The 19,328-nt window shown below is 40.0% G+C and carries 20 protein-coding genes; 6 read left to right on the top strand and 14 right to left on the bottom strand.

What is annotated here, in order from left to right:
• From CSV67_RS09360 to CSV67_RS09340, 5 genes are all read right to left on the bottom strand, one after another.
• Positions 1–942 (bottom strand): L-lactate dehydrogenase, encoded by a 942-nt coding sequence (locus tag CSV67_RS09360; RefSeq protein ID WP_099631332.1) that lies wholly within the window; start codon positions 940–942, stop codon positions 1–3.
• 67 nt (positions 943–1,009) lie between these two features.
• Positions 1,010–2,287 carry a TRAP transporter large permease gene (locus CSV67_RS09355; protein ID WP_099631358.1) on the bottom strand — a complete coding sequence of 426 codons (1,278 nt, stop codon included), beginning with the start codon at positions 2,285–2,287 and terminating at the stop codon, positions 1,010–1,012.
• Between the two features lie 5 nt (positions 2,288–2,292).
• Complete coding sequence (locus CSV67_RS09350; protein ID WP_099631331.1) at positions 2,293–2,784, bottom strand: TRAP transporter small permease; 492 nt, start codon at positions 2,782–2,784, stop codon at positions 2,293–2,295.
• A gap of 71 nt (positions 2,785–2,855) precedes the next feature.
• On the bottom strand, positions 2,856–3,893 hold the full coding sequence (locus tag CSV67_RS09345) for a DctP family TRAP transporter solute-binding subunit (protein WP_158232915.1): 1,038 nt from the start codon (positions 3,891–3,893) through the stop codon (positions 2,856–2,858).
• A 57-nt stretch (positions 3,894–3,950) separates the two neighbouring features.
• On the bottom strand, positions 3,951–4,715 hold the full coding sequence (locus tag CSV67_RS09340) for a dimethylarginine dimethylaminohydrolase family protein (protein ID WP_099631329.1): 765 nt from the start codon (positions 4,713–4,715) through the stop codon (positions 3,951–3,953).
• A 263-nt stretch (positions 4,716–4,978) separates the two neighbouring features.
• On the opposite strand from CSV67_RS09340, the gene CSV67_RS09335 reads away from it, so the two are divergent.
• Both CSV67_RS09335 and CSV67_RS09330 read left to right on the top strand, forming a co-directional pair.
• The gene (locus CSV67_RS09335) at positions 4,979–5,713 is read left to right on the top strand and encodes an IclR family transcriptional regulator (RefSeq protein WP_099631328.1); all 735 of its coding nucleotides are present in this window, start codon (positions 4,979–4,981) and stop codon (positions 5,711–5,713) included.
• Between the two features lie 24 nt (positions 5,714–5,737).
• On the top strand, positions 5,738–6,910 hold the full coding sequence (locus tag CSV67_RS09330) for an aminotransferase A (protein ID WP_099631327.1): 1,173 nt from the start codon (positions 5,738–5,740) through the stop codon (positions 6,908–6,910).
• A 467-nt stretch (positions 6,911–7,377) separates the two neighbouring features.
• Here the strand turns inward: CSV67_RS09330 and CSV67_RS09325 are convergent, their stop codons facing one another.
• From CSV67_RS09325 to CSV67_RS09315, 3 genes are all read right to left on the bottom strand, one after another.
• Entirely contained in the window at positions 7,378–8,352 is a 975-nt protein-coding gene (locus CSV67_RS09325) for a sensor domain-containing diguanylate cyclase (RefSeq protein WP_099631326.1), read from the bottom strand.
• A complete protein-coding gene (locus tag CSV67_RS09320) occupies positions 8,345–9,175 on the bottom strand; it encodes an alpha/beta fold hydrolase (RefSeq protein WP_099631325.1) in 831 nt (276 codons plus the stop codon). The genes CSV67_RS09325 and CSV67_RS09320 overlap by 8 nt, the downstream gene beginning before the upstream one ends.
• Positions 9,176–9,502: 327 nt before the next feature.
• Positions 9,503–10,282, bottom strand: coding sequence for a DUF2935 domain-containing protein (locus CSV67_RS09315; RefSeq protein ID WP_099631357.1), 780 nt, complete (start codon positions 10,280–10,282; stop codon positions 9,503–9,505).
• A 388-nt stretch (positions 10,283–10,670) separates the two neighbouring features.
• Here CSV67_RS09315 and CSV67_RS09310 point away from each other — a divergent pair, with 388 nt between their 5' ends.
• Positions 10,671–10,946 carry a YqhV family protein gene (locus CSV67_RS09310; protein ID WP_099631324.1) on the top strand — a complete coding sequence of 92 codons (276 nt, stop codon included), beginning with the start codon at positions 10,671–10,673 and terminating at the stop codon, positions 10,944–10,946.
• Positions 10,947–11,013: 67 nt separating this feature from the next.
• On the opposite strand, the gene CSV67_RS09305 is transcribed toward CSV67_RS09310, so the two are convergent.
• Both CSV67_RS09305 and CSV67_RS09300 read right to left on the bottom strand, forming a co-directional pair.
• Entirely contained in the window at positions 11,014–12,246 is a 1,233-nt protein-coding gene (locus tag CSV67_RS09305; RefSeq protein ID WP_099631323.1) for an MFS transporter, read from the bottom strand.
• 140 nt (positions 12,247–12,386) lie between these two features.
• On the bottom strand, positions 12,387–13,013 hold the full coding sequence (locus tag CSV67_RS09300) for a LysE family transporter (RefSeq protein ID WP_099631322.1): 627 nt from the start codon (positions 13,011–13,013) through the stop codon (positions 12,387–12,389).
• Positions 13,014–13,261: 248 nt separating this feature from the next.
• On the opposite strand from CSV67_RS09300, the gene CSV67_RS09295 reads away from it, so the two are divergent.
• The 3 genes from CSV67_RS09295 to CSV67_RS09285 all read left to right on the top strand — a co-directional run bounded on the left by CSV67_RS09295 (position 13,262) and on the right by CSV67_RS09285 (position 15,871).
• On the top strand, positions 13,262–14,122 hold the full coding sequence (locus CSV67_RS09295; RefSeq protein WP_099631321.1) for an MBL fold metallo-hydrolase: 861 nt from the start codon (positions 13,262–13,264) through the stop codon (positions 14,120–14,122).
• 240 nt (positions 14,123–14,362) lie between these two features.
• Positions 14,363–14,806 (top strand): hypothetical protein, encoded by a 444-nt coding sequence (locus CSV67_RS09290; protein ID WP_099631320.1) that lies wholly within the window; start codon positions 14,363–14,365, stop codon positions 14,804–14,806.
• 240 nt (positions 14,807–15,046) lie between these two features.
• On the top strand, positions 15,047–15,871 hold the full coding sequence (locus tag CSV67_RS09285; protein ID WP_099631319.1) for a conserved phage C-terminal domain-containing protein: 825 nt from the start codon (positions 15,047–15,049) through the stop codon (positions 15,869–15,871).
• Positions 15,872–15,943: 72 nt separating this feature from the next.
• Here the strand turns inward: CSV67_RS09285 and CSV67_RS09280 are convergent, their stop codons facing one another.
• The 4 genes from CSV67_RS09280 to CSV67_RS09265 all read right to left on the bottom strand — a co-directional run bounded on the left by CSV67_RS09280 (position 15,944) and on the right by CSV67_RS09265 (position 19,310).
• Entirely contained in the window at positions 15,944–16,330 is a 387-nt protein-coding gene (locus CSV67_RS09280) for an HsmA family protein (protein WP_099631318.1), read from the bottom strand.
• 128 nt (positions 16,331–16,458) lie between these two features.
• A complete protein-coding gene (locus CSV67_RS09275) occupies positions 16,459–17,028 on the bottom strand; it encodes a competence protein ComK (protein WP_099631317.1) in 570 nt (189 codons plus the stop codon).
• 142 nt (positions 17,029–17,170) lie between these two features.
• On the bottom strand, positions 17,171–18,214 hold the full coding sequence (locus CSV67_RS09270) for a DNA sulfur modification protein DndB (RefSeq protein WP_099631316.1): 1,044 nt from the start codon (positions 18,212–18,214) through the stop codon (positions 17,171–17,173).
• Positions 18,201–19,310 (bottom strand): DNA sulfur modification protein DndB, encoded by a 1,110-nt coding sequence (locus CSV67_RS09265; protein ID WP_099631315.1) that lies wholly within the window; start codon positions 19,308–19,310, stop codon positions 18,201–18,203. The genes CSV67_RS09270 and CSV67_RS09265 overlap by 14 nt, the downstream gene beginning before the upstream one ends.
• Positions 19,311–19,328: the final 18 nt, after the last annotated feature.

The following is a 19,328-nucleotide window of genomic DNA, read 5'->3' as shown; positions in this document are numbered from 1 at the left end:
TCAAACCTCGTCTTGATTCAACATTTTCAGTAGCGGGGCCAGTGTCTCTTTTAAAGTATCGGCTGATGTTTTAAATTTACGATGTTCGTCTTCGTTCAAAGAAAGTTCATAAATTTCCTGCCATCCATTACGGTTCACCAAAGCGGGTACACCAATATAAATGTCGCGTTCCCCATATTCTCCGTTTACATATGCCGAGATTGGTAAAATCGCATTTTCATTCTTTACTATAGCTCTTGTCAATCTCATCAACGACATTCCTATACCATAATACGTAGGGCCTTTCAATTCACTGATTAGATAAGCGGCCTGTTGAGCTTGAATAGCTATTTCATCTATATCAGACCAATTATACTTTTTATTATTTTGAATTAAATCCTTAATATTCTGTCCGCCGATTGTCAATTGGCTCGTGACAGGGAATTGAGAATCTCCATGTTCACCAAGAATATATCCTTGAATATTCTTGGTGTCGACTTCGAAATAGCTACCTAATAAATGCACGTATCTCGCTGTATCAAGTATAGTACCAGAGCCCAGCACTTTATTCTTTGGAAGACCTGAAACCTTCCAAGACATGTATGTCATGACATCTACTGGGTTGGAAGCTATCAACAGTATACCATTGAAGCCTGATGTCATAACACATTCAACGATTTCAGTAGTAATTTTAGTATTTTTCTCAGCAACTGTCAGGCGTGTTACTTCTTCACTTTGACTAACACCGGCAGTAATGCAGACAATGTTGGCGTCTCTGCAATCATTATAATCTCCTTGCCATATTTTCGTTGGAGAAGATGCGAAAGGAACGGCATGGTTCAAGTCCATAGCTTCTCCTTCTGCTTTTTTACTGTTCATATCAATGAGAACTATCTCTTCAGTAACCGATTGATTTAATAAAGCAAAGGCAAAAGTAGATCCGACAAAGCCGGTTCCAACAATAACTACTTTTTTCTAGTTACTTCCAGAACTGGTCACCTCCCGTCATAAGTATCCAATTCATTTTAATTTACTTTGCAAATGCAAGTGAAAGAGCTGGTAAGTAGGTAATAATCATAAGCCCAACTATCACGTACATGATAATCGGAACCATTTTCTTTATAATGTCTTCCAATGGAGTTTTCCCGACATTGGAAGCTATGAACAAATTCACACCAAAAGGAGGAGTGATGAAGCCGATTGCAAGATTAACCACCATAATGATCCCGAAATGAACCGGATCTACACCCGCTTGCACTACGATTGGCAATAGAATCGGTGTTAACATTGCGAGAGCAGGAATCGTATCAACAAATGCACCTACCACAAGTAAAAACAAATTAATTAAAAGAAGTATAATAATCGGATTAGTCGAAAACGAAGCGATTGATTCGGCTATAGTCGCGGGAATTCGTTCAACTGATAATAGATAGGCAAATGCGATTGAAGTTCCAATCATATACATTGTAGCGCCTGTTAAATTGATTGTTTCAAGCAAGCTCTCTTTGATTTCTTTCCACTTTAATTCCTTATGAACAAATGCGCCAATAATAAATGAATAGATTATTGCAACTACGGATGCTTCGGTAGGAGTAAAAACTGAACCGTAGATTCCACCTAAAATAATAATGGGTGCAAGCAGTGCCCATTTTGCATCCCAAATTGATCTCACTAATGCAGAGAAACTGATATCAATTTCTTCTTTTACAATCTCATCGCCCTGTTTCTTAATTGTCCTGTAAGAGACGAACATTAAAATCACAGCAATTAAAAGTCCTGGCAAAATACCTGCTTTAAATAACTCGCCAATGGATGTACCACTGATGACACCATAAAGTATTAACGGAATACTTGGAGGAATAATAACGCCAATACAACCAGCTGCTGCTGTAATAGCCGATGCAAAAGCGGGATTGTAATTTTTTTCTTTCATTGAAGGGATCATGAATGAACCAATTGCTCCCACAGTAGCAGGTCCGGAACCTGACAACGCAGCAAAAAATGCGCATGCAACAACAGTAACCATTGCCAGACCCCCAACCATCCAACCGACAAGCTGTTTAGCCAGGTTTAGTATTCTCTCCGAAATACCACCCTTCCCCATCAACAGACCACCTAGCATAAAGAAAGGAATAGCCATTAGCGGAAAGGAATCAAGAGAAGTAAAAAGTTTCTGAATGAGCATGGGAAGACTTACTGAGTCCAAGAAAAAAATAACTAGCATGGAAGATAGGCCAATTGCCACACCTATCGGTACACTTAATAGAATAAAAGCAAAGAGACTCCCAAATAAGATCAACATAGTCATATGCATCAATCCCCACTTACGACAATTTTTTCAGGCTTAAAAATAAAGTACAGTCGTTGAACTAAACGTATGAGCATTAACACTCCACCAATTGGAATGATTAAATATACTACCCACATTGGCAATCCAAGCGTTGAAGTTTTTTGTCCCATTAATTTAATAGTTTGCACAACCTGAGTCCCTACTATAGCCATCACAAAAGCAAATACAGACCACAGTAAAATTACAATTACTTGTACTATTTTTTGTACATTCACTGGAAGTCTGTCTACAAGAAAGGTTATTTTAATATGATCATTTTTACGAATTGTGTAACTCATACTGATCCACGTAATCCAGATAAGCAAATAACGTGCCAGTTCAGCGCTCCAGCCAACCGATATATTGAAAACATAACGGGCGAGAACTTGAAGAAATACAAGTACTACAATAAAGAGCGTTGAAATTATAAGTAACCATTCTTCCATTTTAATATCTATGAGCTCTTTCCATCTCAAGGCGTATCCCCCCTTAAAGGCAACTTTAGGATTTATGAAAAAAAAGGAGGCTGGCCGCCTCCTGTTTTTTATTATTCACTATAGCTTTTAGCTAAATCAATTAAATCTTTTCCAATAATATCTTCATACTTTTTATAGACCGGTTGAACCGCCTCGATAAATTTCTCTCTCCCATCCGCTGTTAGTTCAGTAACTTCAATTAAATTCTCACTTTTGAATTTTGTAGACATGGATTCTTCGTCTTCATCAACAAATTGATAGTATTCTGCTTCTGTTTTTTTACCAGCTTCTGTAATAATATCTTGAATATCAGCAGGCATCTCATCAAATAACTTGTTATTGAACAAAATGGCTAAACCTGAATACTGATGGCTTGTTAATGTCAAATATTTTTGCACTTCGTAAAACTTACTTGAATCGATAAGTGATAATGAGTTATCCATACCGTCATACGTCTTCTGTTGCAATGCGCTATAAAGTTCGCCAAATGCTAACGGAGAAGCATTCGCGCCAAGATTATTGAATATATCCTGTTGAATTTCAGACTCTTGTACCCGAATTTTTAAGCCTTTCATATCTTCTGGCTTTTTGATCGGCTTTTTATTATTTAAGACATGTCTAAATCCATCATAGCCGTAACCAAGAGCTTTTAGATTGATACTTCCTAAGCCATCAGAGAGCTCTTTTCCTAAATCACCCGCTAGAGCCTCTCTAGGTGCTTCTTTACTTGCGAATAAGAAAGGGAGATCTAGTACATAGAAACGTTCATCGAATGTTCCTAGTGACGGTGTTCCAACCATACTAATATCCGCATTTCCAAGCTGTATGGCTTCAATAATTTCACGATCTGAGCCATACAACTCGCCATTCGCAAAAACTTCTACTTTTACCTTGCCGTCGGAGTTCTTTTCTACTTCATCTTTAAAAACAAGAGCTGCTTTATGGGCTGGATGATCAGTCGGTACAATATGTGGAAACTTTAACGTATAAGTAGCGTTTTCACCCTCAACTTCTTCGCCTGAAACAGGTTTGACGTTATCACCGGAACAAGCAGACAGGAAAACCGCGAATAATGCTGACATTGCTATCAATGACCATTTGTTCTTCATACAATTACCCCCTATTTTTTTCATAAGTATGGAACAAAGACGTGAATGCTTACTTAGTTAAAAACGCAGTGACAAACAACTTAGACCACCATCATGTTTCTGAAACTCTGTCATCTCTACTTCAACTACATTAAAGCCTGCTTCTTCTATTTTCTGTTTTGTTTCAGGAAAACCGCTAGGAACGATAACTTTGTCATTCACACGAATAGTATTTGCTGTATATTCTTCTCTAGCCGGCACAACTATTTTTTTATATCCAGCAAATGTCGGATGGTTGATAAATTCCCCTGCTACCACTACTGTTTGATCACCAAGGAATGTAATTCCTGTTTTCAAGTGGAAAAATTCTTCCAACGTCAAAATCGTTACATGATATCCCGCATCTTCAAGAATTTTCTCAAGCTGATTCGCTCCCTCTTGATTGGTCCGATCGGAAATACCGATATAGAAATTTTTATCAATTTGCATAACATCTCCGCCATCCAATGTGCCGGGCCCCTGTATGTAGCGGAATTCATCGTAATAATTCTTTAACACTTCTTCTATCTCAATAATTTCTTTGTTACGTGAATCCGCTCCAGGGTTTGTAATCACCGCAAACTCCGGTACGACCACCGCCGCATCTTCCACAAAGCAAGAATCCGGAAACTCTTCACTCGGATCCAGTTCATGAACTGCAACTCCGCAACTTTTAAGTGCTTTCACATATTCTTCATGTTGTTGAAGAAGCTTTTCAAAGTTTGGTTCCCCTAAGTCTGAAGTCGTCAATCCATTTAAATAACTTTTTCCGGGCTTCTTTACAATTGTCTGTTTAAATAACATATTGCATTCCTCCTAATTTTTTGTAAAAAACTAAAATGTAAACGGTTTCAAACACGAACAAATTTATTAACAAAACAACATTCCACTATACGGAAAGTTTTTGTTGTAAACGAGATATATTTTCATTATAATGAAACAGAATTGAATGTCAATACAGAATTTTCAGTAGTTTTTAGAAATTTATTTTAAATATATTTTTCTTTATAGGGTTCTGAATATTCTACTCTCTCTAGAATTTTATTGTAAAGAAAGGCGAGGTGCTTATGCAGACAATTACTCGGGCGATGAAAATAGTTGATTGTTTTATTACTAGCGAACCAAATCGATTCTTATCAATTACCGAGCTCTCCAAACAATGTAATTTACCTGTCAGTTCTATTCATCGCATACTTAACGCAATGATCAAGCACGAATTAATACAACAAGATAAAGAGCGTAAATTATACGGACTCGGCATCACTTGGTTGGAATATGGATTGAAAATGTATGACACTATGGATTATGTCAGTATAGTACGGCCTGATTTAGAATATTTAATGAAGCAAGCAGAAGCTAGCGTCTATTTACGAAAGCCGATTGGTTCGGAATCAATCATCATTGAACGAATTGATTGTACGAACCAAACCATTCTTGCTCATGAAAAACTAGGATTGCGAGTTTCTTTGCATGAAGGGCAAGCTAATTTGGCTATGTTAGCTCATATGAAAAGAGATGAAATAGAAGAAATCATTCAAGAGTTGATTCCAGAAAACGAAAAAGATGACTTTATTCTTCAGTTAAACAACATCAAGCGAGATGGCTATGCTATTGGCGAGGATAATGACGACCAGATCACTACTGTTGCAGCGCCTGTATTGAATCATTATGGGGATATTATCGGAGCCGTGAATGTGAAGATTAAAAGTTCTACAATGACCTCCGAAAAAAAAGAACAGGTCATTGACCAAGTCACTAATACAGTAAACAAAATCTCTTGGAAAATGGGATATCAAAATTAAAAGCATAGAAGGGAAGAAACAGTTATGAAACACTTACTGAATAAAAACGTGAAAAACATCGAAATCTCAGGTATTCGCAAGATTTCAAACATGATAGATAAATCGTCTGACACCGTCAATATGACCTTTGGACAACCTAATTTCTCTACACCTGATTACATTAAAGATGCGGCGATTAAAGCTTTGAAGGATAATCATACAGACTATACAGAAACAGCAGGAGTATACGAACTCCGCCAGGCCGCTTGTGATTACGTGGAAAAACTGTATGGATTGAATTACAACCCTGAAAACGAAGTAATTGTCACAGTAGGCGCAAGTGAGGCTTTGGATATTACACTACGGACGATTCTCAATGAGGATTCGGAAGTCATTATGCCTGCTCCAGTGTTTGTTGGCTACGAACCTTTAATTAAAATGTGTAACGCGAAAGTCGTCTATGTAGACACAACTGATACTGATTTCAAAATGACCGCCTCTATGATTGAAGAGAAACTTACAGACAAAACCCGTTGTGTTCTACTGCCTTATCCAAGCAATCCAACAGGTACCGTCTTGACAAAAGAAGAAGTAATGGAGATTGGCGAATTACTTCGAGGGAAAGATATCTTTATTATTTCTGATGAAATTTATAGTGAACTAGTGTATGAAAGTAAGCATTTTTCAATCGGAGCAGTACCAGGATTAAAAGATCAGACCATTATCATTAACGGTCTTTCAAAGTCCCATGCGATGACAGGATGGAGAATTGGTTTCGCCTTTGCACCGGCTTATCTAGTAGATCAGTTTTATGCCGTTCACTCGTTTAACACTATTTGCGCCCCTTCAATAAGCCAGTATGCATCCATCGAGGCTTTAAGACAAGGCGTAGAACGTGAAGAAATTGTGATGATGAAAGAGGATTATAAAAGAAGAAGAGACTTCGTCTACTCGCGGATAAAAGAAATGGGTCTGACAGTGACTAAACCTGAGGGTGCTTTTTATATTTTCCCTTCCATTAAGAATACCGGGCTAACTTCTGAAAAATTCGCCTCTCGCCTGCTTGAAGAAGCGAATGTGGCCGTCATTCCGGGTAGTGCATTCTCTTCATACGGAGAAGGATATTTACGAATCTCATACGCACAGTCTATGGAGGAATTAGTAAAAGGCATGGATGGTCTAGAGCGCTTCTTGACTAAACTGGCACAAGAAGCTTAAATTCCTATTAAAATACTTTTTTTAAGCGTACCTGTAAAACAGAATCAGAACAAGCGCTGTAATAAAGCGTTTGATGTATCCTCATGACATTGGCGAATCGTACTATATGACCACCAATTGCGATATACGCATGGTCAGTCAACTTCCCTGTTCCTTCAAACGTCGATAGCGTGTATTCATTTTAGGATTACGATGGGCTACATATTTACCAGTCGACGCTTCACTTGGTTCTTTCCATCCTTCCGAACATTCATAACTTTATCTGAATACCATGATGTATCCTTTCATTAATTGGGTAAACATACATGAAGTTTTCCAAACAAGTATTGTTTTTTTATACGCTAAATGTTAAAAAGCGTCAACTCCGAAGTTTTGGAGTTGACGCTTTTTTCTTTATAGTGGCTGTTTTCATTTTCCTTTCCAATTACCCGAATTGTGTTTGAATTGTGTGGGGACCTGGCACCTCCTCACTCTTCCGTCCCAAATGTAACTCGATTCCGTCCATGATCTTTTGAGTAATACAATGCCCAATCTGCCCTAGATTGCAAGGAATTCTCTGTATCTCCCGGCACCTTGGTCGCTACCCCGATACTGATCGTAACACCATAAGTATTCCAGTCCGCATTCTCGACTTGGCAACGAATTCTCTCAGCTATTTCTAACGCCTCTACTTTCCCTGTTGCGGGGAGAACTAACGCAAATTCTTCTCCCCCGTAACGAGCAGCCACATCATCTTTTCTCGTTCCATCCCTCAACAAATTCCCCAACTTCTGCAATATGCTGTCGCCTGTCAAATGACCATATGTATCATTGACCTTTTTAAAATAGTCTATATCGATCAACAGAAAAGAAAGAGTCAGGAACTGTTCAGTGTCTGGCATGAAATATGAAGAAAGACACTCTTGTAGATAGTGACGGTTCCTAAGACCTGTCAGTCCATCCGTATTGGCCATCTCCAGAAGCGATTCATTTACTGCCAATAACTTTTTCTGCTTGGACTCCAATTCGATTCGCAAGCTCTCTAACTCTGCTATTTGCTTCGCCTTGAGTAGATTGCGTTTTTCGGTGTCTTTTTTGGCCGCAAGAATCACTTCCTCGTACTCGATCCTGTTTTTCATGCGCAAACATGCACAGTCATTGAACACCTTTCCATCTCGTTCATTACGCAGTGCGTTCAATAGCACGGAAATTTCCTGCCCATCTTTAGACTTAAATGAAAAATACATCTCTTCTACTTTATTTTGTAATCGAATCATTGGAAAAAAGTACAGCTGGTAAAATGACCGGCTAGCGTTTGGCAATAGTAAATTGATGTGTTTCCCCTGTACCTCATGAAGCTGATAACCGAGTAAACGAAGCAGCGTTTGATTGACTTCCATCAACATCCCTGCATCATCAAGTGTGAAATAGCCGAACGGCGCAGAATCTAGCTGTCTATCCATTTGTGACGGGACGTTTGTATGCGGAAGTCAAATAATGGCTAATCAGCTGAACGGTTTCTTCTGGATGACTCATATGAGGGCAGTGGCCAGTCGCCTCCATGATTTCGAGCGTGCTATTCTGTAAGTGTCGATGCATATAACGCCCTACTTCAATAGGCGCAATACTATCATCCGAACATTGGAGAATGAGCGATGGCACCCTAACCTTCTTCACATCCTCCCGATGGTCAGAGAAGAAAGTCGCAATCGCAAAACGGTGGGCGACTTCTGGGTCCGTCGAGCAGAAGTTATCCTCCAATTGCTGTGAAAGTTCTGGTCTTTCAGGGTTTTTCATAATAACTTGTGCTAGATAATTCGCCCAACCGATATAATTCATGTCCATCATCTGAATCAAACCTTCTAAATCTTCCTTCTCAAACCCGCCGTAGTAATTGGGCAATTCATTTAAATAACAAGGAGAAGGACCTATTAATATGAGATGTTCAAATAAATCAGGCTCCTGAATAGCCGCTAGCATACCGATAATACCGCCGACAGAATGTCCAACGAATATCGCTTCCTTTAATTCTAAAGCATCACACACATCGAGCACGTCTTGCGCATAGCCATTGAGATCTTGATATTTTTCCGCACGGTACGCTTGATAATCAGACTGTCCCGAACCGACATAATCGAATAAGACCACTTGGAAATGGTCTTCAAAGTAAGGCGCTGTCAAGCTCCACACGTTCAAATCACATCCGAAGCCCGGTGCAAACAGTATGGTCTTTTCCCCTTTCCCCGTAACTTTCACATTATTGCGTAAGAGAATATCTTGATTCATCGAACAACCTCCATTTTTCAATTTACTATATTTAGTCATATAGTCGCTATATATCTAGTTCATTCATCCCAACTTCAGTATATAGTAAATTTCGATCTCTTACAATTCAGTATATTTATTGTGTTCATAACTCGTGGATGAATCATCATGCCGTTTTATTCCTAACGGTTCATACCCGGCGCGACTTCTTTCGCTAGTATGTGGGGAGCTGTACATCACATAAAAAAAAAGCGTCTACTCCGAAATTACGGAATGGATGCTTTCTTCTGTATAACGGTTTTATTTATCTCATGTTTAACTAACCAAATGATGTGAGGGCCCGGTACTTCACTCTCGTGATTTCGTCGGATCTCCCTTTGGCGCTGGAATATCCGTTAACTCAGCTAATTTCATTAAATAATAGATTTCTTCACGCGCCATATGATCAGCCATTAAAGGAGTGAGGGTTCCGAGCGTTTCTTTCTTCAAATCCATCTCTTCCAGCTCTTTCAAAAACGCTTTGAAAATCGTCATTTCTAAGTTAATGTCCTGGTGAAATCTATTTAACGCGGGGAACTCCATCAGATTCGTACGTACATAACCCGCCATCTCAATCGCTTTTAAATAAAAGGCTTCCCACTCTTTAGTAAATCTTTCACTTTTCTTTTTCAAATGCGTTTCCACACGGTCTAAATTTGTATCCAGAGCGTTTGCATGCCCCACCGCATCTAGCAACCAAAGCAAGTCATGATGAAGAGGATGCACGGTGGGCGGCTTCTTTCCTTTCGCAAAACATGCGAATAGACGTATAGCTTCTTCTACTTCATTCACCATATGATTAATAAAGGTAGGCGGCAAAGAAATTTTGATGTTTCCGACTAAATGCCGCTCGATCAATAGCAATTTAAACTTGCGGATTTCTTCAGCCGCTTTTTGAGTTTCTTGCGCTACTGTTTGCAGGGTTTGTGTATCAGCACCTTCTTTTGCTTTAGCTAGAAGACCATCAAACACCTGTATAAAATAACTTGCCGTCTGAATAGTTTCCACTTCATCCGGCGCTAATGAATCATGAATGAAGCGTGCATGATCACCTAATATCTGCAACCAAAAACGCAGTTCAAAGGACATCTCTTCCTGTAAACTCTTCAATACATTCCCTCCCTATTCGTCGAGGTTCCTGGCGAAAACCTTCTCTTCACACCAACAAATGTGAGGAGCTTTCCATTTTCAGTCACCTGCAACCTTCTTCCCTATTCATACTATGTTGCGTTGCTGATTTTATGTATGTTTGGCCAGAGTACTCATGTCATCAGTTGAGCATGCAATGCGCATATAACCGATCTATATTCAGGGCACAAATAACTCATGGACACCTTGCATATAGATAGCATTAATACAATTAAAGGACGTGGTTTCCATCATAGAAAGAACGCTACTTTTCATTATCATATTATGAGTAAATTGTGTGGGAATTGTGTGGGGACCTGGTACCTCCCACCAAATACAATGAAAGGACGTGATTTCCATCATAGAAAGAGCGCTACTTTTCATTATCATCTTACGAATCATTTCAGGAAGCATCGAAATATCCGCTGCTGCACTCATGTTTAAATTCAACGACTTGGAAAAGGCGTTTTACATTAACTCGTTACTAGCATTAGTCGGTCCATTTATATTAATCGTGACAACAGGAATCGCCTTGCATGGCCTCACGGAAAAAGTATCTTTGTTACGTATGATTTGTCTATTCGCAGGGATCTTCCTCATTCTTTTTAGTTTAAAGTCCAAGTAACTTCTTCCCCTTGTACATACCTGTAAATGAAAATGAACCTGACAGCAATGAACTGTCAGGTCCTTTTTCAATTTTTTTCATTAGATTCTTCAATTTCTTCGACTTGTATGAACTTAAAAACCAGAACAGTCAAAATAACTCCCAGTACAGCGGCCAAGATATAACTGCCGTTCAGAAAATCTTTCATAGCAATCGACATCAACGGAGGACCTGCTGCTACACCGATAAATCTGGCTGAACTGTAAAAAGAGGAAACGGTGCCGCGCAGTTCTTTTTCAATATTCTCTGTAATAATGGCATCCAACGCGGGTAACAATGCGCCAATCGCTATTCCCACTATACTCGTCACGATCAACAGGAGAATTAATTTTCTGCTTGTAAATCCAACAAAAATGACACTAGCAGACATGGCGATTAAGCAAATGACCATGACTCTTTTTATCGTTTTTAGCTCTCCTTTAATTTTCCGGCCCGATAAAAAGGAAGCAATACAAAGGAATAATAACGGAATAGCCAACACAAAGCCTTTCTTAATCCCTTCAATATCGTGGGTTTTCTCCAGGTTTTCCGATAAAAAAAACAACATACTGAATAATACTAGCATGACCAGAACACCATTCAAGAACACGGTATACAACCATTTACCTTCTGACGCAAATATGTCCTTCGTGTTCTGTAGAAATACCTTAAACTTTACTGGTTCATCTTTTTCTTTCGGAACTTTAACAAAGAACAAGATTAGAACAAACGAAATGACACTGAGTGCAGAAATAGAGAAGAATGGCAAGAACCATAACGCAGCGGCTAATGCTGAGCCTAAGATAGGAGCTAATACTTTTCCAAATGTGTTCGACGTTTCGATAATCCCTAAACAATTACTGCTTTTTTCACCATCATCTTTATACAAATCACCCACGAGCGGTAAAACGATTGGCATGGCACCGGCCGCTCCTATACCTTGTAATACTCGGCCAATAATAATCATCGTATACGGGTCATCCATCTTCCACGACGCAAACCCCGCAATCAGACCTCCGATCAACGCAAAGACCAAACTTGGCAATATGACCATCTTCCGTCCGAAACGGTCTGACAAATACCCAGCTACCGGTATAAGAAATATAGCCGCTACCGAATAACTAGTAATGATCATACTCGATTGAAACGATGAAATACCCACTTTATCTTCCAATAAAGGAAGCACGGGTATCAGCATAGAATTCCCAAGCGTCATAATTAGAGGAATTGAAGCCAGACTAACAATGCACCAGACACTTACTTTGTCCGCACCTTTTTCCATTACCACACCTCGTCTTATTGTGTTCAAATAATTACAGGTATGGTCTCCTAACTTGATCTTTTTATACTTCATGACTTATTTTTCATCGTCGCTAACCGTATAGTATGTAAAAAATTACGCAAATACCCAGTGGAAATTGATTAAAATAACGCTTGATACGCTTGAATGCCGAAGTATAGTCCAAAACCGATCATAGATAGAGAAGAAATAAGGGTAACGATGATTAACAGCCTGACAGATAAGAACTTACGTGCTCCACTGGATAAACAGGCCATCATCACATCCACAATGATAATTCCCAACATAATCGCACCACTGTTGAGGATGATTTGATATCCCGTTGATCCACCAGCTGTTTTGGCAAGAATCGAACCATATATACCTAACCAAAAAATAATCGTAAGCGGATTCATCAATGACATCAAAAAGCCGGTCAACATAGAAGTTCGTAGTCTGACTCGTTTACCGAATTTCAAACTCATTTCCACTTTATTCAACGTAAGCAAATTTTCTATCCCTGTGTACAGTAACACAAAACAACCAAACGACCAGAGAATGATTTTAATTAAAGGTGATTCAATAAATTGTCCCACTCCAAAGTAGACGATGAACATATACAGAATATCCGCCGCCACCGAACCCAAACTAAAAGCCCAGGCGTGAAAAAAACCTCTTTTAATTCCTGTATTTAGCAGAACCGTTTTAACAGGACCGATTGGCGCAGCTAAAGATGCTCCAAGGAACATATAGACAACTAGTGAATTCACAAATCAACCTCCTATAAAATGATGTCCTACATTTTATTCGAAGATAATGACTAATAGGACTTTATAAGAGGTAATTTTGAGGAAATATTTTAGCATACATAACTCGTCATAGTAGTATCTTTCTGATGAAAATTGTGTGGAGACCTGGCACCGGACTGCATAATCACTCCCCTTTTGTGAATACTACAATCGAAAAAGGGTATGCATAAGGCAAGTGACTTTTTAAAGACAATGAAAGAGGTGTTTTCTTGGATAAACAACTATCTAACGGAGAAGACTATAAATATATACCAGCTACGTCCATTGGAAGTGGAAAAGGACTAGAAGTGTTACCGGATCTATATTGCCACACCATACAAATTGTGAATATTGTTTTAGTGGGCCATCCGAACTCAAAAGACTTCGTGTTAATTGATACCGGCATGCCGTACTCGGCTGAGAAAATTATAGCGGTTGTAGAAGAGCGTTTTGGTGTGAAGAGTCGGCCGAAAGCTATTCTATTGACGCATGGACATTTCGATCACGTTGGCGCAGTAATTGAACTAGTGGAACATTGGAATGTGCCCGTGTATGCCCATGAATTAGAGCTGCCATTTTTAACCGGCGTATCCAGTTATCCAGACCCCGATACGAGTGTAGAAGGCGGGATGATTGCCAAAATATCCTCTATTTTTCCAACCGATCCTATTCAATTAGGAAGCCATATCCAAAGCTTACCGCCAGACGGCAGTGTACCTTTTTTGCCGGAGTTTAAATGGATTCACACACCAGGGCATTCACCGGGCCATGTCTCGTTCTTCAGGCAGAAAGACGGTGCTTTAATTGCCGGAGATGCATTTGTGACTGTAAAGCAAGAATACCTCTATAAGGTGCTAACGCAAGAACAAGAAATAAGTGGACCACCGCGCTATTTAACTACAGATTGGGGCGCCGCTTTACAATCCGTTATGAAACTGGAAGCCTTACATCCATCTGTCGCCATCACGGGCCATGGATTACCTATGGAAAAGGAGTTACTTGCCAAGAGTCTAAAGAAATTAGTGAATGAATTTGAACGTATTGCTGTTCCGGATTATGGGAAGTTTGTCGACGAAGACACGGATGGATAAGTCATCCTGCTCGCTACATCATCTTCTGTATAATGAAAATTACATGCGTACAGGCATAGTAATTTCATTATACAGAAGTTTTTTTATGACTACTTATCGTACAGTCAGCATGGTCACCATCCTTTATTTTATCCTTATAGAACCCCAACTAAAGTGCTGAAGGACTATTGCACCTTTCATTAAATATCTAAACTATTAGACTAGTACGGGAACGAGTAATGAAGAAATGGGGAATGTCTAATGAAAACAATGAAAAGAAATTGGATGATGATCATTGCGTTTGCGGTAATCATTAGTGGTATCGGAGGTTTAGTTTCACCTAAGACAGAAGCAAATTGGCTTTATAAAAGCAGAAGTGGTTATTTTACTAATTACGTCGAGACACAAAATTATCAAGGAAGTTATGGCAGTAATGTAAAAAGTTTCACTGTAATGGAAGGTGCCATCACAGCGAATAGTACAGCGAGCGGATCATTCATGCTATACATACAGAAGAGACCATACGGCAGTTCCAACTGGCAGACAATTAAAACGGTTATAGCCAATAAAAACGGAACCACTCGTTTTGATTCCCCTAAATTCTCACCACGGGATGGATATAGATTCAAGTTGGTGAATCTTGGAATAAAAAATAGAGTAAATTACAAAATGCAATGGATTCCATGGGCTTCTGCTTATAAATAAACAGCAAGTCATCACATGCGCAAAAGTCTAATAGTAAAAAGGATCAACCGTATCGATATGGTTGATCCTTTTGTTATGAAAAATACTAGGTGTTTATTGGATTCAGAATGGCACTTGCAACAATCCATGACCTTTTACCTTCTTTTAAAAACAGAGTATCCTTTTCGAGAAATCTCCCTATATGGAGTATAAGAAGTACAAATTGAGTACTCCAAAAATTTTCTCTAGGGGGATCACGATATGAAATTATTAATCAATGAAGAGCCGATTCCATTATTACCGTCATTGGCAATGAAAGTTGGACTAAACGCAGCGCTATTTCTGCAGCAACTACACTACCGCTTGAACATTTCAAAAAACATTCGTGAAGGTCATAAATGGGTCTTCAATTCATACGACGACTGGAAGGAAGAATTTCCATTTTGGTCACTAAATACAATCAAACGAATTACATACGACCTAGAACAAAAAGGATATCTAGTTTCCACTTCGAAGCACAATAAGATGAAAATCGACAATACGAAATGGTATCGAATCGATTACGAACAGCTGCCTTTTTCCTATAAGCCAAACGACATACCCACTAACCCAAAATGGGATGCGGCACCACCCCAACACGAGACGACTGCCAACCCACAATTGGACGCTGTGCCCACTCAAACTGAGACGGTGGCGTATCCCACTATGGGACGGCCTATAACCAAAGAACTTAAGAATATAAAGAATAAACCCATTGTCGAGAAGAATCTCGACGTCGCACATTCTGTGATACAGTACCTGAATGACAAAACCGGAAAACAGTTTAAACCACAATCCGCAGCCACCCGTAAATTCATCAATGGGCGAATTAAAGAAGGTTATACACAGGAAGACTTCATTCGTGTCATCGACCTTAAGGTCAACCAGTGGTTAAACCGCCATGAATTCAGTGCATTCCTGCGACCTTCCACGTTGTTTAACGCAACGAACTTTGAAAACTATGTCAATGAACTCGTCACGTTTAAGAAACAAAAAAGACACCTACTCGTTGCACCCGTGCTCGACTTCAACAGAGGTGATGAGTAAGTGTCTTATATCATTCTAGTGGATAATAGTTATCAGGATTGTGTGGAAGTTGTGTGGGGACCTGGCACCGATTTAAATAACCCCAATCCCAAGCAAAATACCCAGCACAAACGAAATAACCCAAAGTATCCACACACCTAAGCTAAACTTGTGAAATTGGTGCTTAGCTTTTTCATCGCCTTTGTTATAGACCCGGATTGCCCACACTAAATGAAAAGCCATTAATACAAGCGCGGCACCACCCGTGATTTGATGAAGTCCAAATGTCGAACCTCCGTCTTGCGTAGCAATTCGGTTCATAAGCGTAGTACCGATCGTATCGAAAATCAGCCCACCCACAAAGAATACTAGATGTTTGAATTGAATCGTGCCACTGATTTTCTCACCGAATACGCCAATACTGTATAAAATGAGAGCGACTACCATTGCAGACGATGCAACTATTAATAAAGTACTCATGTTCTTCATCTCCATTCATTCTGTATAGCTATACTATATACGGTGAATATGAACAGAAGATAAACTATTCTGAACTACTGAAACTATATTTGATGACTAAATAATTGTATTAAGAACTGGTACTTTCTTTAATTGTGTGGAAGTTGTGTGGGGACCTGGTACCCGCTGTCACTCGTATCCCGACTGATCAAATACGTCGCAGACTGCGGACTCTCACATACCATCAGGGACTCTGTCCTTCTATCCATCGCGTGCATCAGCCTGCAAGCTCGTACATATTTGCCATCAAAATTCGTATACGAAATGTCCGCAATAAAGTATTCCCCATTATCGAACATGACACGTGTTTGTTTTTTATTCAGACGATGATAGCTGTGGATCCGTTGCAGTGCAAACCATGCACAATCTGGTCGAGATGGAGAGTAAAGAGGAAACCAATACATATTCAGCTTCTCATTGACTATAACCGGTATCATGGCGAATCTTCCGCCCAGAATGACGCGTGATCCTTCCCACGCACCTCGCAAACTGGATCCATGGTAACGAATGTTTTGGTCCAGTAAATCTGTCGGCTTGAAATCAACATGAATCAACTCTTTGTTTTCCATCGCCACCGACTGTAGTTTACCTACCTCGTTGAACGTAGGATAAATCATGCATGTTGCCTTCGTAATCATAAAGTTCGTTTCGACTTTCATTGTGTTTCCCCCTTTTTTCTTTATCTCTTTAGAAATTAATAAAAAAAGAGTATACTTGATATAGATTGGTATACTCCAATCGGTAATCCCCGAGTGAGTCTCCGCAGACTGCTAACACTCGGGGATTTTTTCCTGTCATTACCTACTCACCTCCTTCAAGGCGTAGCCAGTCAATCAATGCCTTATTGGTTTTCTTATCGTGTTTTAGATAATAGAATTTGTCCTTCCCTCTTACATCGCCGTCGAACTTCTTCCAGACATCCCGTTTGGGTGACCAGTCCACATGAGAAAGCTTTCGCATACGCTCCTGGATCGTTTGCTGTTTCACTGCGTACGTTTCGTTTTCCACTCCACTGTAGGCATACTGAGTTAGTGCTGACAAGACTGAATAGCTTGCCAACATAGATACCGTATAGTCTCCTATCGTTTTCGCATCGTGCAAATTGAACAATTCATCAAACCATGTCATCAGTAGTTCGTAAGTTTCTTCCACTTCTCCTGTATTTTCACTATGCATCGCAATCTTTCCGCTCACTACTTTACCTGTCATAAAATAGCCAACCAATCGTCTCAATTGCGATAACGAAACCAAATTGGTATTACGTGGTCTCATGACGGCAGCCTTCTCCAGCTCCACTCCCGCTTTTCGAAGCAACTGATGACTCTTAAGTAGCCTATTCGTAAGCGAGTTTACTTCATTGCGCGAGTCATAAGAAATCCGCTTCGACAGTGACACCTTTTTACCTTTTGTATTGAGATCTATGTATAGCTGATCCATTTCTTTTGGCGACAGCCCTTCAAACACTTGCACGGCTACTTCGATTTGATTGAGCATATAATGTAACGTAAAACCTTTCTTCTGCTCCGCTGTATCATCACTACTCGTCATGCGAGAAACTGCCGATTCAAGTTGTGAGAGCGCTTTCATACGCTGCGAACCATCTATTATGATCAATGAATCCGGCCGGCCGTCTGCAAGACTTCCAGATTCGATTGCCGCAACGATAGGTGGAAGATAAATTTGTTCCTGAATAACATTGTCAAGTATATACCGTCGAATCATTCGAGCCTGCCCCGCATTGACTTCCCTAAGTACCAAACGTTGATCGTCAAGCATTTTCGTCAACTCTTTCACCGTATAGACGACTATGGTCTGTCTCTTCGCAAATATCTCATTGACGATCATTCAAACGCTCCCTTTCCTCACGAATGATGAGTAAAAACTCCAGCATCGTTCGCTTAATCGCTGTGGAATTCGAATGATTCCGTACTTGTTTGGATGGTTTATTGTACATATGGTCAAATGCAGGATCATCATGTTTCCATGTGCATCTCTTCTTCAACAGTTGCAGTTGCTGAATAGCTTCCATATGCGTCAATGACTGCTCTCGCGTTAGCGTATAAACCGTATAAGCAAGAGCTACTTGAACTCCCGTCACGCCACACGCATAATTCTTTCGGTCCGTCATGCGTTTAGGAAACAGTTGCAACCAAGAGGAAAAGAATGCTTCTGCAATAGCTGGTACTTCACTCGCTTTACAACCTTTGTAATACGGATTACCTGTTTTCACCGTTAAGCATCCTTCAAATAACGCTAGCAGACACTTCTTCATCGTAATCAAAGAAGTAATAGACGTGTTCGCTTCCGTGAGCCGCGAACGCACCTGATCAATATCTAGCCGCGTCTTCATCTGCTCTGCTATAGTACGCGTCAGCTCGGTATAGGCGTCCCGTTGATCATACAACAACATGAATCCTGGATGCGCTTCTCGTCGTTCAGTATTATAATCCGTAAACAACTGCCGTTCTTCCTGTTGATTCAAATCCAAATACACTTGCATCGAAACAGGATATCCCGCTAGTATTTGAATGAACTTCCGCGCCTCCTCAGCTTCCGCCTGATTCCCCGTCTCTTCCGCTGCTTCCTTCTTCGATTTCAACTGACTAATAGCAGAAGCAATCGCAGACATTCTGTGCTGTGCGTCAAGGACATAAATACTACATCCCGGTTTCAACATGAAACCGCCATCTATTTCTTGTATATTTCCCCGACTAGAGAACACAAATGGTGAAAAGTAAAACGGCTCCCCTTTTTTCAGACTATCAAGTATGAAATCCCGAATATCCCTACGCTTCTTTGGGTCCAATTGCCTTTGCACTTCATGATCTACTTCGAACATCGCCTCCAGCATGGAAAAGTGTATTTGAGTGCAAAGAACTTCTTTTCCGAACTGTTTATAACTACTACCACTCATCCGGGTAGTAAGCCCTGCATCCAACATGAGCCTTCCTCCCCGTGC

The sequence above is a fragment of the Sporosarcina sp. P2 genome (assembly GCF_002743255.1).
Lineage (GTDB): Bacteria > Bacillota > Bacilli > Bacillales_A > Planococcaceae > Sporosarcina.
Note: the sequence above shows the minus strand (reverse complement) of the source record. Positions and strands in the feature narration are given on the sequence as shown.

What these genes read in the sequence shown, in the direction of transcription:
- CSV67_RS09315 (WP_099631357.1), bottom strand. Translation starts at nt 10,282, where the DNA reads ATGTCCTTTGAACTGCGTTTTTGGTTGCAGATATTAGGTGATCATGCA.
- CSV67_RS09325 (WP_099631326.1), bottom strand. Translation starts at nt 8,352, where the DNA reads ATGGATAGACAGCTAGATTCTGCGCCGTTCGGCTATTTCACACTTGAT.
- CSV67_RS09340 (WP_099631329.1), bottom strand. Translation starts at nt 4,715, where the DNA reads ATGTTATTTAAACAGACAATTGTAAAGAAGCCCGGAAAAAGTTATTTA.
- CSV67_RS09275 (WP_099631317.1), bottom strand. Translation starts at nt 17,028, where the DNA reads ATGAAAGTCGAAACGAACTTTATGATTACGAAGGCAACATGCATGATT.
- CSV67_RS09330 (WP_099631327.1), top strand. Translation starts at nt 5,738, where the DNA reads ATGAAACACTTACTGAATAAAAACGTGAAAAACATCGAAATCTCAGGT.
- CSV67_RS09335 (WP_099631328.1), top strand. Translation starts at nt 4,979, where the DNA reads ATGCAGACAATTACTCGGGCGATGAAAATAGTTGATTGTTTTATTACT.
- CSV67_RS09265 (WP_099631315.1), bottom strand. Translation starts at nt 19,310, where the DNA reads ATGTTGGATGCAGGGCTTACTACCCGGATGAGTGGTAGTAGTTATAAA.
- CSV67_RS09320 (WP_099631325.1), bottom strand. Translation starts at nt 9,175, where the DNA reads ATGAATCAAGATATTCTCTTACGCAATAATGTGAAAGTTACGGGGAAA.
- CSV67_RS09355 (WP_099631358.1), bottom strand. Translation starts at nt 2,287, where the DNA reads ATGACTATGTTGATCTTATTTGGGAGTCTCTTTGCTTTTATTCTATTA.
- CSV67_RS09280 (WP_099631318.1), bottom strand. Translation starts at nt 16,330, where the DNA reads ATGAGTACTTTATTAATAGTTGCATCGTCTGCAATGGTAGTCGCTCTC.
- CSV67_RS09290 (WP_099631320.1), top strand. Translation starts at nt 14,363, where the DNA reads ATGAAAACAATGAAAAGAAATTGGATGATGATCATTGCGTTTGCGGTA.
- CSV67_RS09345 (WP_158232915.1), bottom strand. Translation starts at nt 3,893, where the DNA reads ATGAAGAACAAATGGTCATTGATAGCAATGTCAGCATTATTCGCGGTT.
- CSV67_RS09285 (WP_099631319.1), top strand. Translation starts at nt 15,047, where the DNA reads ATGAAATTATTAATCAATGAAGAGCCGATTCCATTATTACCGTCATTG.
- CSV67_RS09305 (WP_099631323.1), bottom strand. Translation starts at nt 12,246, where the DNA reads ATGGAAAAAGGTGCGGACAAAGTAAGTGTCTGGTGCATTGTTAGTCTG.
- CSV67_RS09270 (WP_099631316.1), bottom strand. Translation starts at nt 18,214, where the DNA reads ATGATCGTCAATGAGATATTTGCGAAGAGACAGACCATAGTCGTCTAT.